19 protein-coding genes and 1 tRNA gene are annotated in these 15,187 nt (G+C 31.9%); 17 read left to right on the forward strand and 3 right to left on the reverse strand.

From position 1 onward, the window contains the following. Positions 1 to 13: 13 nt before the first annotated feature. The 15 genes from METIG_RS06050 to METIG_RS06120 all read left to right on the forward strand — a co-directional run bounded on the left by METIG_RS06050 (position 14) and on the right by METIG_RS06120 (position 11,870). Positions 14 to 1,270, forward strand: coding sequence for a hypothetical protein (locus tag METIG_RS06050; protein WP_013799341.1), 1,257 nt, complete (start codon positions 14 to 16; stop codon positions 1,268 to 1,270). A gap of 123 nt (positions 1,271 to 1,393) precedes the next feature. Beyond that, complete coding sequence (locus METIG_RS09650; RefSeq protein ID WP_245527598.1) at positions 1,394 to 1,708, forward strand: hypothetical protein; 315 nt, start codon at positions 1,394 to 1,396, stop codon at positions 1,706 to 1,708. A gap of 716 nt (positions 1,709 to 2,424) precedes the next feature. After that, positions 2,425 to 3,111 carry a fibrillarin-like rRNA/tRNA 2'-O-methyltransferase gene (locus METIG_RS06060; RefSeq protein WP_013799343.1) on the forward strand — a complete coding sequence of 229 codons (687 nt, stop codon included), beginning with the start codon at positions 2,425 to 2,427 and terminating at the stop codon, positions 3,109 to 3,111. 229 nt (positions 3,112 to 3,340) lie between these two features. Continuing rightward, on the forward strand, positions 3,341 to 4,207 hold the full coding sequence (gene nifH, locus METIG_RS06065; RefSeq protein WP_013799344.1) for a nitrogenase iron protein: 867 nt from the start codon (positions 3,341 to 3,343) through the stop codon (positions 4,205 to 4,207). A gap of 55 nt (positions 4,208 to 4,262) precedes the next feature. After that, complete coding sequence (locus METIG_RS06070) at positions 4,263 to 4,997, forward strand: acyl-CoA dehydratase activase (protein ID WP_013799345.1); 735 nt, start codon at positions 4,263 to 4,265, stop codon at positions 4,995 to 4,997. A gap of 32 nt (positions 4,998 to 5,029) precedes the next feature. Then, on the forward strand, positions 5,030 to 5,527 hold the full coding sequence (locus METIG_RS06075) for a CD3072 family TudS-related putative desulfidase (protein WP_013799346.1): 498 nt from the start codon (positions 5,030 to 5,032) through the stop codon (positions 5,525 to 5,527). Between the two features lie 153 nt (positions 5,528 to 5,680). Next, complete coding sequence (locus tag METIG_RS06080) at positions 5,681 to 6,802, forward strand: double-cubane-cluster-containing anaerobic reductase (RefSeq protein ID WP_172632615.1); 1,122 nt, start codon at positions 5,681 to 5,683, stop codon at positions 6,800 to 6,802. A gap of 216 nt (positions 6,803 to 7,018) precedes the next feature. Next, complete coding sequence (locus METIG_RS06085) at positions 7,019 to 7,477, forward strand: cytochrome c (protein WP_013799348.1); 459 nt, start codon at positions 7,019 to 7,021, stop codon at positions 7,475 to 7,477. Between the two features lie 11 nt (positions 7,478 to 7,488). Further along, positions 7,489 to 7,962: a YeeE/YedE thiosulfate transporter family protein gene (locus tag METIG_RS06090; protein WP_013799349.1), complete on the forward strand. Its 474-nt coding sequence runs from the start codon at positions 7,489 to 7,491 to the stop codon at positions 7,960 to 7,962. Between the two features lie 106 nt (positions 7,963 to 8,068). Next, positions 8,069 to 8,638, forward strand: a complete 570-nt coding sequence (locus tag METIG_RS06095; protein ID WP_013799350.1) for a DUF3343 domain-containing protein — start codon at positions 8,069 to 8,071, stop codon at positions 8,636 to 8,638. A 5-nt stretch (positions 8,639 to 8,643) separates the two neighbouring features. Continuing rightward, the gene (locus METIG_RS06100; protein ID WP_013799351.1) at positions 8,644 to 9,015 is read left to right on the forward strand and encodes a cyclophilin-like fold protein; all 372 of its coding nucleotides are present in this window, start codon (positions 8,644 to 8,646) and stop codon (positions 9,013 to 9,015) included. Between the two features lie 57 nt (positions 9,016 to 9,072). Further along, a complete protein-coding gene (locus METIG_RS06105) occupies positions 9,073 to 10,215 on the forward strand; it encodes an AAA family ATPase (protein ID WP_013799352.1) in 1,143 nt (380 codons plus the stop codon). Next, positions 10,212 to 10,910: a hypothetical protein gene (locus METIG_RS06110; RefSeq protein ID WP_013799353.1), complete on the forward strand. Its 699-nt coding sequence runs from the start codon at positions 10,212 to 10,214 to the stop codon at positions 10,908 to 10,910. The genes METIG_RS06105 and METIG_RS06110 overlap by 4 nt, the downstream gene beginning before the upstream one ends. A gap of 14 nt (positions 10,911 to 10,924) precedes the next feature. Further along, a complete protein-coding gene (locus METIG_RS06115) occupies positions 10,925 to 11,746 on the forward strand; it encodes an NAD(P)H-hydrate dehydratase (protein WP_013799354.1) in 822 nt (273 codons plus the stop codon). Positions 11,747 to 11,795: 49 nt separating this feature from the next. Beyond that, positions 11,796 to 11,870 (forward strand) — tRNA-Ile (locus METIG_RS06120). Between the two features lie 84 nt (positions 11,871 to 11,954). Here the strand turns inward: METIG_RS06120 and METIG_RS06125 are convergent. From METIG_RS06125 to METIG_RS06130, 3 genes are read right to left on the reverse strand one after another with little or no spacing between them, the layout of a single operon-like run. Then, positions 11,955 to 12,323 (reverse strand): SMC-Scp complex subunit ScpB, encoded by a 369-nt coding sequence (locus tag METIG_RS06125; RefSeq protein WP_048055558.1) that lies wholly within the window; start codon positions 12,321 to 12,323, stop codon positions 11,955 to 11,957. After that, on the reverse strand, positions 12,308 to 12,451 hold the full coding sequence (locus tag METIG_RS09560; RefSeq protein ID WP_172632616.1) for a hypothetical protein: 144 nt from the start codon (positions 12,449 to 12,451) through the stop codon (positions 12,308 to 12,310). The genes METIG_RS06125 and METIG_RS09560 overlap by 16 nt, the downstream gene beginning before the upstream one ends. Further along, on the reverse strand, positions 12,436 to 13,038 hold the full coding sequence (locus METIG_RS06130) for a haloacid dehalogenase (protein WP_013799355.1): 603 nt from the start codon (positions 13,036 to 13,038) through the stop codon (positions 12,436 to 12,438). The genes METIG_RS09560 and METIG_RS06130 overlap by 16 nt, the downstream gene beginning before the upstream one ends. A gap of 337 nt (positions 13,039 to 13,375) precedes the next feature. On the opposite strand from METIG_RS06130, the gene METIG_RS06135 reads away from it, so the two are divergent. Beyond that, positions 13,376 to 14,383: a 50S ribosomal protein L3 gene (locus METIG_RS06135; RefSeq protein WP_013799356.1), complete on the forward strand. Its 1,008-nt coding sequence runs from the start codon at positions 13,376 to 13,378 to the stop codon at positions 14,381 to 14,383. Positions 14,384 to 14,406: 23 nt separating this feature from the next. Then, on the forward strand, positions 14,407 to 15,171 hold the full coding sequence (rpl4p, locus tag METIG_RS06140; RefSeq protein ID WP_013799357.1) for a 50S ribosomal protein L4: 765 nt from the start codon (positions 14,407 to 14,409) through the stop codon (positions 15,169 to 15,171). The last annotated feature ends 16 nt before the right edge of the window (positions 15,172 to 15,187 follow it).

Consider the following 15,187-nt stretch of genomic DNA (forward strand, 5'->3'; position numbering starts at 1 on the left):
AAGGGGTGATGAGATGTTATTTATTGCCTTTTCACCATTTGGAGCATTTGCTTTAAAAGAAAAAGAGAGTTACACTTACACTATTGATGATATTGAGTATTACAAGATTTTTAATGAAGAAGAAATCCCAAAAATACTATATGATTTGAAGAGAGGGAATGTGCAGGGCATAATTGAAGATTTAAAGAAAGAGTGGAATGTTGATGATGAAGTTGATGTGGAGGTTTTTGGTAAACCTAACGTCGCTGGAGAAATCGTTAGAGCTAATTTATATGAGTTAGGAAGAAAGTTTGGGGTTTTTGAAGATTATAATGACTTTATAAATAAGATGAATTTTTGGGCTTTGGAGTTGACAAAGTTATCTATGAAATCCTTTTCCCAACAAAAGGATAAATTGATTATTCAGACAGTTGAGGCACTGGATGATTTAGACAAAACTTTAAACTTACTCTCTGAGAGAATTAGAGAGTGGTATTCCTTATATTTCCCTGAAATGGACAAAATTATCAAAAAGCATGAACTTTATGTAAATTTGATTACTCAATTTGGAGAGAGGGAGAAATTTACAAAATCCCAACTTAAAAAGATACTTCCATCAAATATAGCAAAGGAGCTTGCAGAATCTGCAAAGTCATCTATGGGTGGGGATATATCAGAGGAGGACTTGAGAATTTTAAGGGACATGGCTGAGGAGATAAAAAGGTTGTATGAAAGAAGGAAAGAGTTACAAAGTTATTTAGAGGATCTTATGGAGGAATTTGCCCCAAATTTAACGAAAGTTGCTGGAGCATCTTTAGGAGCAAGATTGATAAGTTTGGCTGGAGGATTAGAGAAACTTGCAAAATTCCCAGCATCTACAGTTCAGGTTTTAGGGGCGGAGAAAGCGTTATTCGCTCATTTAAGGGAAGGGGCAGAACCTCCAAAGCATGGAGTAATTTATCAGCATCCGTTCATTCAAAGTTCACCAAAATATTTGCGTGGGAAGATAGCAAGAGCTTTAGCGTGTAAGATTTCAATTGCTGCAAGGGCAGACATGTTTGGGAATTACATTGGAGATATGCTTTTAGAGCAATTGGAGAAGAAAGTTGAAGAAATTAGAAAGAGATATCCAAAACCACCAAAGAAGAAAAAGAAAGAAAAAGCAAAAAAAGGTAAGAAAAAAGAAAAGAAACCAAAAAAAGAAAAACCAAAGAAAAAGAAAGAGAAGAAAAAAGGAAAAAAAGGAAAAATTGAGAGAAAAGTTATAGGAAAAACAAAGAGTAGAGAATAATTTATTTAATCTAAAATGCCGTTCAAAACTGTTTAGTTTTTTGTGAGTATTTGTGAGGATATGTGTGTTTATGAGTTTTCGATATATTTATGTAGAACTTTATAAAGATAAAAAGATAGATGGGTGGAGCTTGGGGTCATCTCGGAGCGAAGCGACGAGAACTTAAAAACCGTTAGGTTTTTATGTCCACGACAGGGGCAGAGACACTCTTGTGTGGCTGATGACGCCCAAGTCCAATATGGGTATTTACTCACCAATACTCATATTGGACAGACCCCAAAATACTCTTTTTTATTTTATAAGATGTTTTTATGTTTTGATTTTATTATTGAAACAAATAATAAAATAGTTATAACATCATCTAAAATATTGAATTCCATGTTATCTTCCAATTTCTTTCAAATAAATTTTTACTATGTCTTCAATATCATCCTTTAAATAAATTTTCATTGGTGTTGATAATATTTGAATAAACTTTGAGTTTATCTTTCTTTTTAAAATAAGATATCCATCTTTTTTTATATATCCATCAAAATCTTCCCATTTTACAAATAAATTTCCATATCTTATTCCATCTTTGCAAATATAAACATCTTCATCCCTATTTATGGATTTCCAAAAAATTACTAAGGATAATATTATTAAAATTTCAGAGGTTATTGCAGTAATTAATTTATAAATATTAATGTTTAAATTGTAGATAAATATATCTAATAAAAATATAAAATTATAAAAATTCCAATTAAAATTGGTAATAAAATCTTATCATACTTTGCTTTTTTCCCATACATGAGGTAGAGATGGTTCATTTTTATTTTTCCAACAACATTCTTAAATTTTTTGTTTGTGCGGTTTTTTGATACAGAATATATTACCATATTTATAAAAAAGCTCAATGAAATAAATAACAAGGCGTCCATTTTCCCCCTTAATAACTTTTTAAGTATTTTCTGATAAGATATTCAAGTTCTTTATTATTATTTAAAAATTATTTTTTGGGAGGTTAAACTATTAAGTTGTTTGCGTTATAATGGCTAAAAACTTCAATGAAATTAAGAAGTTAATTGGAATTTTACAGTTGATTTATTGTCCTTAACAAATTAATATATAGCACCTCATTTTTATTTAATTTTAATTATAATTTTGGTGATAAAATGGAAGATATAAAGATAAAAGAAATCTTTGAAAATATATATGAAGTTGATTTAGGTGATGGCTTAAGAAGAATAGCGACAAAATCCCTCGTTGAAGGAAAAAGAGTCTATGGAGAAAAACTCATAAAAGTTAATGGAGTTGAGTATAGAATATGGAATCCAAACAAAAGTAAATTGGCAGCGGCAATAATAAACGGGTTAAAAGTAATGCCCATAAAAAAAGGTACAAAAGTTCTTTATTTGGGGGCATCAGCAGGAACAACACCATCTCATGTTGCCGATATTGTTGAAAAATCCCCAATTTATTCAGTTGAATACTCCCCAAGAATTATGAGGGAGTTTTTAGAGGTTTGTGAGGATAGAAAAAATCTAATTCCCATACTTGGAGATGCAAATAAACCCCAAGAATATGCGTTTATTGTGGAGAAGGTTGATGTTATCTATGAGGACGTTGCCCAACCAAATCAGGCAGAGATTTTAATTAAAAATGCAAAGTGGTTTTTGAAAAAAGGCGGTTATGGAATGATCTCTATAAAAGCAAGGAGTATAGATGTTACAAAAGATCCAAAAGAAATATTTAAAGAACAAAAGGAAATTTTGGAAAATGGAGGTTTTAAGATTGTTGATAAAGTAAATATTGAGCCGTTCGAAAAAGACCACGTTATGTTTGTTGGGATTTGGGAGTAATCGTTTCTTATTTAGTTGTTTATGATATGAAATATATAAATAAATTTAAATAACTTCTATTTTCTCTAATACTCATAACTTTATAAAAAATTTCTTTATATCTAATGTCAGCGTAAACGACTAATTTTTATTTTTAAACGGGTGGTAAATTTTTGAGTTAATCACAAACTTACATCTGGAATTTTTACTGTGCTGTTATTTTATTGATTAAATAAAAAAGGGTGAAATGATGAAGCAAATAGCATTTTATGGGAAAGGAGGAATTGGAAAATCAACAACTGTCTGTAATATAGCGGCGGCATTGGCAGATGAAGGGAAAAGGGTTATGGTTGTTGGTTGCGACCCGAAGCATGATTGTACATCGAATTTAAGGGGAGGAGAAGAGATTCCAACGGTTTTAGATACGTTGAGAGAGAAAGGTATGGAGAAAATGAGTTTAAGTGATATAGAAAAGAGAATAGACATAGATGAGATTGTTTATAAGGGATATAAGGGCATTTATTGTATTGAGGCGGGGGGTCCTAAGCCGGGTTATGGGTGTGCTGGGAGGGGTGTTATTGTTGCTATTGATTTGTTAAAGAAGATGAATGTTTTTGAAGAGTTGGGAGTTGATGTTGTTTTATATGATGTCCTTGGGGATGTTGTTTGTGGGGGGTTTGCCATGCCTTTGAGGATGGGGTTGGCTGAGCAAATTTATATTGTTACTTCTTCCGATTACATGGCTATGTATGCTGCAAACAATATTTGCAGAGGGATGAAAGAATTTGCAAAAAGAGGTGGAAGTAGGTTAGGTGGTTTAATTTATAACGTTAGGGGTTCTTTGGATGCGGAGGATATTGTTACTGAGTTTGCTAAAAAATTGGGAACTGAGATTATTGGTAAAATTCCAAATTCTTTGTTAATTGCTGAGGCGGAGATTGAGGGTAAGACGGTTATTGAATATGCCCCAGACAGTGAGATTGCATCAATTTATAGAGAACTTGCTAAGAAGATTTACAAAAATAAAAATGGAGTTATCCCAAATCCATTGGAAAATGAAGAGATTATGCAGATTGGAAAGAGAGTTAAGGAGAGAATTAGGAGTTTAAGGTCTTAAATTTTATTTTTTTGATTATAGAATATAAAGCATGAACATATAATCGGGTGAAAGGATGATTTTGGGCATAGATGTTGGTTCAACCACCACAAAAATGGTTCTAATGGAAAATAACAAAATAGTCGATTACAAAATAAAAAATATCGGCGTTGTTGTTGAGGAAGAGGATATTTTAAAGATGGTTAATGAGTTTGAGAAAGAATACAGTGTAGATAAAGTAGTTGCGACTGGTTATGGAAGGCACAAAATAACTTTTGCGGATAGGGTTGTTCCGGAGGTTATTGCATTAGGAAGAGGAGCAAATTATTTTTTCAAGGAGGCGGATGGAGTTGTTGATATTGGAGGACAGGATAGCAAGGTTATAAAGATAGATAAAGATGGAAATGTTGTGGATTTTATCCTATCTGATAAATGTGCAGCGGGAACAGGGAAGTTTTTGGAGAAATGCATAGAGATTTTGAAGATTGAGGATGATATAAATAAATACAAATCAAATAACATTGCTAAAATCTCATCTATGTGTGCTGTCTTTGCAGAGAGTGAAATTATTTCCTTATTGGCTAAAAAAACACCAAAAGAGAATATTTTAATGGGGGTTTATGAGAGTATCTGTAATAGAATTATACCAATGGTAAATAAATTGGGGATAAATAATATTGTCTTCAGTGGAGGGGTTGCAAAGAATAGGGTTTTAGCAGAGGTGTTAGAGGAAAAGTTAAATAAAAGTATCTTAATTCCAAAAGAACCGCAAATTGTTTGCTGTGTTGGTGCTATATTGAAGGGCTTTTAAAATCTTTAATTTTTTAGAATCTTGGTGGGAAGATGAAAGGAAAGAAAATTGCAATTGTGGCTCACTGCATATTAAATCAAAATAGTGTTGTTAATGGCTTAGAGAGGGCAGAAGGGGCGTTTAATGATGTTGTTGAATTGCTTTTAAAGAAAAATTATGCTATAATTCAACTCCCATGTCCAGAGATGCTATATTTGGGGATAGATAGGGTAGGAAAAACAAAGGAGGAATATGATACTGAGGAATATAGGGAGCTTTGTAGGGAAATTTTAAAACCAATAGTCAAATATCTGGGAGAGTATAGTAAAGAAGGATTTAGATTTATTTTAATCGGGATAGAAGGTTCTCCGACATGTGGGATTTTTAAAACTGTAACAAAAGAGGGATTAATAGATGGAAGAGGTATTTTAATGGAGGAATTTTTAAAAATGTTAGAGAATGAGCATATAGATTTGAAGAAAATTGATTTTCCAGTAAATATGAATGAATACAACGAATTTTTAAAAGAATTAGAAAGATTGTTGATGTAGAATTTTCTTTTTTGTATTTGACACCATTAGGAATTCTAATTATCCAAATAGCTATTAAAATTTTAAATAAAAATGTTTTTATACTCTTACATTTCAAAGAAATTTGATGATTTTTGAAGATATGTTATTAAAAAATCTAATAACTAAGGTGATATGATGGAGCTAAATGCAATAAAAAAACTCATGGAAAAATTCGCAAATAGGAAAGAACAACTCTACAAACAAAAAGAAGAAGGAAAAAAAGTATTTGGTATGTTCTGTGCGTTTGTTCCAATTGAATTAATATTGGCAGCAGATGCTATTCCAGTTGGTTTGTGTGGAGGTAAAAATGACACAGTTCCAATTGCAGAGGAGGATTTACCAAGAAATCTCTGTCCATTGATAAAATCATCTTATGGATTTAAAAAGGCAAAATCATGCCCATACTTTGAGGCAGCAGATGTAGTTATTGGAGAGACAACGTGTGATGGTAAGAAAAAGATGTTTGAGTTATTGGAAAGAATGGTTAAAATGCACGTAATGCAACTTCCATACATGAAAACAGAAAAAGCAAAGGAATTATGGGTTGAAGAGGTTAAAAAATTAAAGGAAATGATTGAGAAAGAGACTGGCAATAAAATTGATGAAGAAAAATTGAAAGAGAGTGTTGAGAAAGTAAACAAAATGAGAAAACTCTTCTACAAGTTGTATGAGTTGAGGGCAAACAAACCAACACCAATAAAAGGTATTGATGCTTTAAAATTGTTCCAATTTGCTTATTTGTTGGATATTGATGATACAATAGAAATTTTGGAAGAGTTAGTTAAAGAGTTAGAAGAGAAAGTCAAAAAAGGAGAGGGTTATGAAGGTAAAAGAATCTTAGTTAGCGGTTGCCCAATGGTTGCTGGAAACACAAAAATCGTTGAGTTAATTGAGGAAGTTGGTGGGGTTGTTGTTGGTGAGGAAAGTTGTACTGGAACAAGATTCTTTGAGAATTTAGTTGAAGAACCAACTATTGAGGGCATAGCAGAGAGATACTTAAAAATCCCATGCGCATGCATGTTCCACAACGATGAGAGGATAGAGAACATCAAAAGATTGGTTAAAGAGTTGAATGCTGATGGAGTTGTTTACTACACATTGCAGTATTGCCACACTTTCAATGTAGAGGGAGCAAGAGTTGAGGAAGAACTTAAAAAAGAAGGCATTCCAGTTATTAGGATTGAGACAGATTACTCTGAAAGCGATAAAGAGCAATTAAAAACAAGATTGGAGGCATTTATTGAGATGATTTAAATTTTTAGTTTTTTTCTTTTTTCTTTTTGTTATGTTATTATTTGTTTTTATTTTCCTTTTTTATTTCCTTTTTTAATTTTCTAATTACTATTAATTTTTTTAATGATTTAGTGTTGATTAAATTTCTTAAACAACAAATTATATATATCATTTTTTGGAAGAAAATAAATTGATTTAGCCAAAAATGCTATTAAAAATTCTAATAGGTGAGGGCGTATGAGAATTTCTCCATTAGTTGCTGGTCTTATAGGAGGTTTCTCCGCTGCGCTGTTGCAGGCGTTTTTTAAGGTATCTCCACCACCAGCGTATGGGATTTGTATCGCCTGCCACACAAGAGATTTGGTCAACTGGATTGTAAATGCAATTAGTGGAAGTACATTGTTTGTAGCTCCAGTTTCAAAGGTTTTTCCAGTTTTAACTGTTGTTGGTATTTTTGTTGGAGCATTTATCGCAGCTAATGTTCATAAGGAGTTTAAGATAAAGCAAACACACAATCCAATAGTTGGTTTTGTTTTGGGAGTTTTGGTTGTGATATTTGCATTGTTGATGGGAGGATGTCCATTGAGGGAAACAATAAGAACAGCTTATGGAGACGTTATTGCATTGATAAGTTTAATAGCAATGTTTGCTGGTGTAATTGTGGCAAGTGAAGTCTATTTAAAAAGAAATGCTTAAGGTGGTAATAGATGGAATACTTGCACGCAATTGGAACATTTGCATTTGGAATCCTTTTAGGATATTTATTCCAAAGGTCAAGAATGTGTTTTGTTGGAGGAATGAGGGACTTTTATTTGATAAGGGATACATGGTTAATTAAAGGTCTCTTTGGGTTTTTTGGTGGAGCATTATTAGGTTATATAATATTTAGTGCTATGGGTAAAATTCCATTCTTCCCATGGATTGCTGTAAAAGGCTTCACCCCAATCCCAGGAGACCCATTAGGTAAAGCAGGAAGTTTAGTTGGACATTTAATAGTTGCTATTATTGGTGGATTTGGAGTTGGATTTTTCTCAGTTATCCAAGGGGGTTGTCCATTGAGGAACTATGTCATGGCAGCAGAGGGGAATAAGACGGCGATTGCCTATGTTTTAGGGCTTGCTGTTGGAGCAGTATTGTTCCACACCGTTGTAGTTCCTATCGTTAAGGCAATACTGTTATAAATTAAATTTTTCTTTTTTATTTAATTATAGTTTTTTAGTTATGTTTTTATGCTCTTAGCATAAGTTTTTATTATGTACTGCTATTTTGTTATTGGGTTAATGTATAATGAGAGGGGAGATTGTGATTTTAAAGAAGATAAAAAGTTTGTTGGAAAAGGGGGATAAAAAAGAAGAAAAAGAATTTGAAGGTAAGGGATTGATAATTTTTAAGAGTGTTAAAGATGCGATGAAGGCGGAGAATATTTTGAGGGGCTATAACATTAAAGTTGTAGCTCCCCCACATGAGATAAGGGAAGGTTGCGACTTGGCAATAGAGTATGATTTGATAGATGAATTGGGAATTAAGAGGGAATTAGAAAAAAATAATATTGAGCCATTAAAATTCATCTCTTTAAATGATTATTCCTTAAAGCCACTCGAATTGATAAAAATTAAGGAAGTTGATGGCTTTGTTATGGTGAGATGTGGAAATATGAAGATAACAATTGATAAAGAAGGGAATATTGTAAATATCTCTGGCGGTGGATGTCCAGATGTGCCATATTTGGCATTAAAATTAAAGGGAAGAAATATTAAAGATATTAAAGAGGATGAGACTCCAAAAAGTTTGGGATATACATTATGTGCCTATACTTTAAATAAGGCATTTGAAAAGGCAAGAGAATTAGTGAGGTGAGGAGAATGAAAATTAAAATTAAAGTTAAAGATTTTGAAGTTGAGGCAGAACTCTATGAAGATCTTGCTCCAAAAACTGTAAGTGCAATAGCTAAAGCACTTCCAATAAAAGGAGTTGTGAATAGATGGGGAGATGAGATATACTTTGAGACAGATGTTGTTGTTAATGAGGAAGAGAACTCAAAGGAATACGTGGAGTTGGGAGATATTGCCTATTGGATTCCAGGGAGAGCAATATGCATCTTCTTTGGAAAGACGTCAATAAGTGATGGTGATAAAATAAAACCAGCAAGTGCTGTGAATGTTATAGGGAAGGTCAAGGACTGGGAGAAATTTAAAGATGTCTGGGATGGAGAGGTAATTGAAATAACAAAATAACGTTTAAATATCTCAACATTTAAAATTAACTAAAACAAAAAAATAGTTGTGAGAGTTATGGAAAAATTAAAATGGATTAAAATAGAAAATTTTAGGGCATTCAAAAAAGCAGAAATATCAGATTTTGGAGATATTAATGTATTTATTGGAAAAAACAATACTGGAAAAAGTACACTTCTTGAAAGTATTTATTTGAATTTGGCTCAAAATAATAAAGATTTGTTAGGCATCTATCCTTTTAGAGCAATATTTTCAAGAAGGGGAATTTCTGGAATTGGTAGGGTAAGATATTCAGAAATAGACGATAGTGAAGATGTTATTACCTCTATTGTTTATTATTTGTTTCATTCAATTAATATAGACAAGGAGGAACTTAATAAACTTATGTCAAGTATCAACTCTAATTTAAATGAGTTTGAATTAAATGCATATTTTGGAGAATTTCCAGAAGATATTTTAAAAATCTTTTTTAGAGAATACGTTGGATACTATTCTGGAGATAGAGATGATATCCAGCCACAAATAATTATAAGTGATGGAAATAACGACATATTATTTTCAGTAGTTGAAAAATTGCCCAGAAATGAGATTATTTACCGTATCCATTCAAAAAGCTTTCTTAGATTTCATATAAAACGTCAAAATGTTTTAATGGTTGATGAGTATATTATGAGATTAAGAACCCTCCATTCATCACCGATGTTCTCATTTATAAAAAGAATTGAGAGGTATTCAAAAATAGACAAAGAACATTTATCAAAATTTTTATCAGACCAATTAAACACAGAAATCGTTGATATTATTCCAAAAATATTTGATATATTTTTATTATTAAAAGATAATAAGCAAATGCCTGTATCATTATTGGGGGATGGAACAAAAATGGCTTTGTCGTATTATTATGCATTATCTCTTGAAGACACTTACGTTTTATTGGAAGAACCAGAAAACCACTTACATCCTAAATTGATGGATAAGATTATTGATTTAATAATTAACTCATCCCAAAAAAACCAAATTTTTATAACAACTCATAACTTAGAGTTTCTTCAAAAAATTTTAGAGAAATCTTATGAAAAAAATATAAATCTGAAAGTTTTTGCCTTTGAGAATTTAGTGGATGGTATTCCAAATATTGAAGTTTATGAATGTGATGAAGCAAATGCCGCATTAAATAAAATTGGGGTGGATTTGAGATGATTATAATCTTATTTGAGGGTGTTTTGGATTTTCTATTTTTTAAAAGTTTTTTCACTAAATTTTTAAAATTTAAAAATGTTGGTAATGAAGGAAATAAAGAATGGTTTGATAAATTATTAGACTATGGATATTTTGAAGATTTAAAGAATTTTGACACTTCAAAAATTGCTGTATTAAGGGAAAAAGGTGATAAGTTTGAAGTTATGTTAATCTCTGTTGGGGGAAAAGATAGTTTCAAAGATGCAATAAGGGCATTTATAGAAGGACATAGAATTTTAGAAAAGAAAATATTTGGAAAAATAGAAAAAATAATAGTTGTTGTAGATGATGATGCGAAAGATAAAATTGGGGAAATTGAGAAATTAGTAGAAAATAAAAATCTTAAAGATAAATTTGAAAGTTTGGTATTAAATGGTGAGTTGGAAGATGTTGTGCTATTAATTTATGAAGTCATTAAGGATAGATTAAATGATAACGATAAAAAAGCCATTAAAGAATTTTTTGATATTATATCAAAAAGATATGATGAAGATAAAGAAAAACATAATAAAAAACGTAAAGTTAGTGCTTTGCATACCGCAATTGGCTATAGATGCTATGGACATTTATTTGATGAATTATTTGAAAAATTTGAATTAGATGATTTAGATAATATTGAGGAATTTAAAAAATTTTATAGGATATTTAAATATTGAAGAAGGTTGATAGTATGATTATAGCGGGGACTATGCCAATAAAGGGGTTGGAGTTAATAAGGGGAAAGCCAACACTAAAAGGAAATAAAATAATAATAAATAACAAAGAGTTTCCAATATCTATGGGAACTGGTGCATTGATAGGAGCAGTTTTAAAAACATTAGAATATTTTGGAGAGGATAAACTTTATGTCATAACTGCTGGAGATATTGGAGAAGGAGATGGAAGTTTAAAGATTTATGATGCGTTGAAGGATGTTGATGATGATTTACTTATAATACATTACATAAAACCAAAAATTTCAAAAATTAAGGAAATTGATTTCTCTCCAAAGATTATTGCAGATGCTGGGGGAATGTATGTAGCAAAAGCAGCGAACATAGGGGATAAGTTTTATCTCTTTTTACCTGATGTGGGTGAGTTAGCATTTTTGGCGGATGAAAAGGCATCCCATCCTGCCTATGTGAGGGGTTTTATATCTGAGGTAGATGATAAGGAAGTGCCTGAACTAATCAAGAGGGCCTATGAAAAATCAAAAATGCCAAAATATATGGTTGTTAAGGGAGAAAAGGACTATGTAGTTGAGGATGGAGATATTGTTGAAACGATAGACGCTCCAAAAATAGAGGCAATGGAATGCATTGGAGGAACTGGAGATACTCTAACAGGAATTATTTCCTCTCTGATATATTGTGGATACAAAACAAAAGACGCCTGTGTTTTGGGATGTAAAATAAATAGGATGTTGGGAGAGGTCGCTAACGCAAAGCCAAATACGCAAGTTGATGAATTAATCCATAATATACCAAAAGTTTTAAAACATTTGAATTTATAAATTAACGAAAAGTTTATATATAACTTTACCTAATTTCATTTTGCCGTGAAGGGCGGTGGCTCAGCCTGGTTAGAGTGCTCGGCTGATAACCGAGTGGTCCGGGGTTCGAATCCCCGCCGCCCTATCATTTTATTTTAGATAGTTTAATTTGTTAATTTGAATATATAGATAATAATTTTAAAAAAATAAAAATTATTATGGACAATCATTACTTTTCGAACATCTTTCTAATTTCTTCCTTGGAATATCCTAATTCATCAAATTTTTTAGTTAGACATAATATCTTTGAATTTCCTTCTTTTTTTGATTTTATATATCCCATCTTTTCGAGTTTTTCTATATGGTTACGTGCTTTATGTCCTCTAATCTTCACTATTTGTGCCTGTTTTACTGGCTCTAAATATGCAATCAGTAGGAGTGTTTCTAAAGTATCCTCGTTTAATTCAACATTAATATAAGGTAGGACTTTTTCAGCGTATTCTTCCTTTAACTCCATCACACACTTGTTGTTAAAGATTCTGATGTTGATAGAAGTGTTTTTGTATCTCTCTTTTAATGCTTTTAATGCCTCATGCACTTCATATTGATGCAAATTAAATTTTTTGCAATGTCCTCTATATCCACTGGATTCCCATTTGCAAACAAAAATGCCTCAACAGTATTTATTATATCATCATTTATTATATTACCTACTCTTCCTTCCATTTTCTTAACTCCTCCCTTAATTTGAGGTTTTCAATGTAATTTACTAAATCACCATGAGTTTTTTCTAAGATACTCCTTGAAATATCTTGCTTTCTTCTTAAGTTCTCTATTACATGGTAGTGATCAAACTTCATTATGAAGTCATAAATCTCTTCCATATAGTTGAAGTATTTTTCTGCAAGTTCTTTGTTGTCATCTTTTATAGCGTCTAATAAAGCTCTCCTTAACTCTCCAATAACATCACACAAACCTAAAACATAATTCTCTTCCTTAATGAATTCAAACTCTTTATATGTTGGGATTTTGTTATTAAATATGATATCATATAGCGCCTTTGCCTCGACGAACTCCTGTTGGGGGGTGTTAGCGTACTTCTCAAAATCCACATGTTTTTTAACTAATTCGTTCAGTTGCTTTAATTTTTCAAATATCTCTTCTAATGAAACCTCTTCTCTTTTGTGTATCTTTCTTATAGACAATGCACAGTCCTTAGTTATTTCTCTTGACAATTTTAATATTTCTTCTCTTAGCATATCCTTTTCTTCAAAGTATTTTACAAGATAACTTACTTCATTTTCGTTAAACATGTTATCATTCCCCCACCAAAAATTATATATATTAAAATCCATTATTGAATTATAGCATTGTTCTTTTATATAAACTACACACCGATTTTCAGTAGCATTATCGATTTTAAAATTGGGTTTTATATGGTTTTTAAAAATTTGATGGACAATTTTTTAACTTAATATTGAGTTAAATATTTATACCCCTATCCATAACAATAATAAGGCACCTGAAACCTGAAAAGGCGTAAGCCAGTGACAGGTTCATTTTTAAGATAAGGGCAATTTTGTTAAATGAGTACTCTATTATTTGGATATTTAGTGAAACATGAAATAATGCTATAATGGAGGTTATATTATGGGTATGAAGAGGAATAGACCTCGTAGAGGTTCTCTTGCATTTAGTCCAAGAAAGAGAGCTAAAAGGCCAGTTCCAAGAATAAGATCATGGCCAGATGAAGATAAAGTAAGATTGCAAGCATTCCCAGTATATAAAGCAGGAATGAGCCACGCATTGGTTAAAGAAAACAACCCAAATAGTCCAAATGCAAACCAAGAAGTATTTACACCAATAACCATATTAGAAGCTCCAGACATCAACGTATTTGCTATAAGAGTTTATGGAAAAGATACAAGAGGATTAAAAACCTTAACAGAAGTTTGGGCTGATGAATTGGATAAAGAATTGGCAAGAAAAATAAAAACATTGCCTAAGAAAGAAGAAAGAAAAACTGTTGATGAACTTGATAATTTAATTGATAAAATAGCAGATGTCAGAGTTTTAGTTCACACAAACCCAAAATTAACATGCTTACCAAAGAAAAAACCAGAAGTTTTAGAAATTAGAATTGGTGGAAAAGACATCCAAGAAAGATTAAACTATGCAAAAGAAATCCTTGGTAAGAAAGTTTCAATAACTGATGTATTCAGTGAAGGGGAGTTTGTAGATACCATTGCAATAACAAAAGGTAAAGGATTCCAAGGACAAGTCAAGAGATGGGGAGTCAAAATACAATTCGGAAAACACCAAAGAAAAGGAGTCGGTAGACACGTTGGTTCAATAGGTCCATGGACACCAAAGAGAGTCATGTGGACTGTTCCAATGCCAGGTCAAATGGGATACCACCAAAGAACAGAATACAACAAGAGAATATTAAAAATAGGAAATAATGGAGAAGAAATTACACCAAAAGGTGGATTCTTGCACTATGGGGTTATAAGAAACAATTATGTTGTGGTTAAAGGTTCAGTTCCAGGGCCAGCAAAAAGATTGGTTGTATTGAGAAGTGCAATTAGACCAGTAGAAGACAGATTCGGATTACCAGAAATAACATACATCAGTACAACATCAAAACAAGGAAACTAAACACAATAGGTTAAGGTGTTAGTATGAAGGCAGTGGTTTATAACTTAGATGGTTCTAAAAAAGGGGAAATTGAACTACCATCAATATTTGAAACCGAATACAGACCTGATTTAATTAAAAGAGCAGTTATTTCAGCATTAACTGCAAGATTACAACCAAAGGGTTCAGACCCACTTGCTGGGAAGAGGACATCAGCAGAGTCAATAGGTAAAGGACACGGTAGAGCAAGAGTTAAAAGAACAGCACAAGGATGGGCAGCATTTGTCCCTCAAGCAGTGGGGGGTAGAAGGTGCCACCCACCAAAAGTTGAAAAAATCTTATGGGAAAGAATAAATAAAAAGGAAAGATTAAAAGCAATAATGAGTGCTATAGCAGCATCAGCAAATCCAGAATTAGTCAAACAAAGAGGACATATCATAGATAATGTTCCATCAATCCCATTAGTTGTTGACAATGAGTTTGAAAACCTTCAAAAAACAAAAGATGTTGTAAATGTATTCAAGGCATTAGGATTAGATAAAGATGTTGAAAGAGCTAAGAAAGGTATTAAGATTAGAGCTGGAAGAGGAAAAATGAGAGGAAGAAAATACAGAAAACCAAAAAGTGTCTTGGTTGTTGTTGGGGATAAATGCAATGCAATAAAAGCATCAAGAAACCTCCCAGGTGTAGATGTAATAACAGCCGATAACTTTGGGGTAATACACATTGCCCCAGGGGCGATGGCAGGAAGATTAACACTCTGGACAGAAAGTGCAATAGAAAAATTAAGTGAAAGATTCAAACTCTAAATTTACACAATTTACC

Origin of the sequence: Methanotorris igneus Kol 5 (assembly GCF_000214415.1) — an archaeon.
Classification (GTDB): Archaea; AGJL01; Methanococci; order Methanococcales; family Methanococcaceae; genus Methanotorris; species Methanotorris igneus.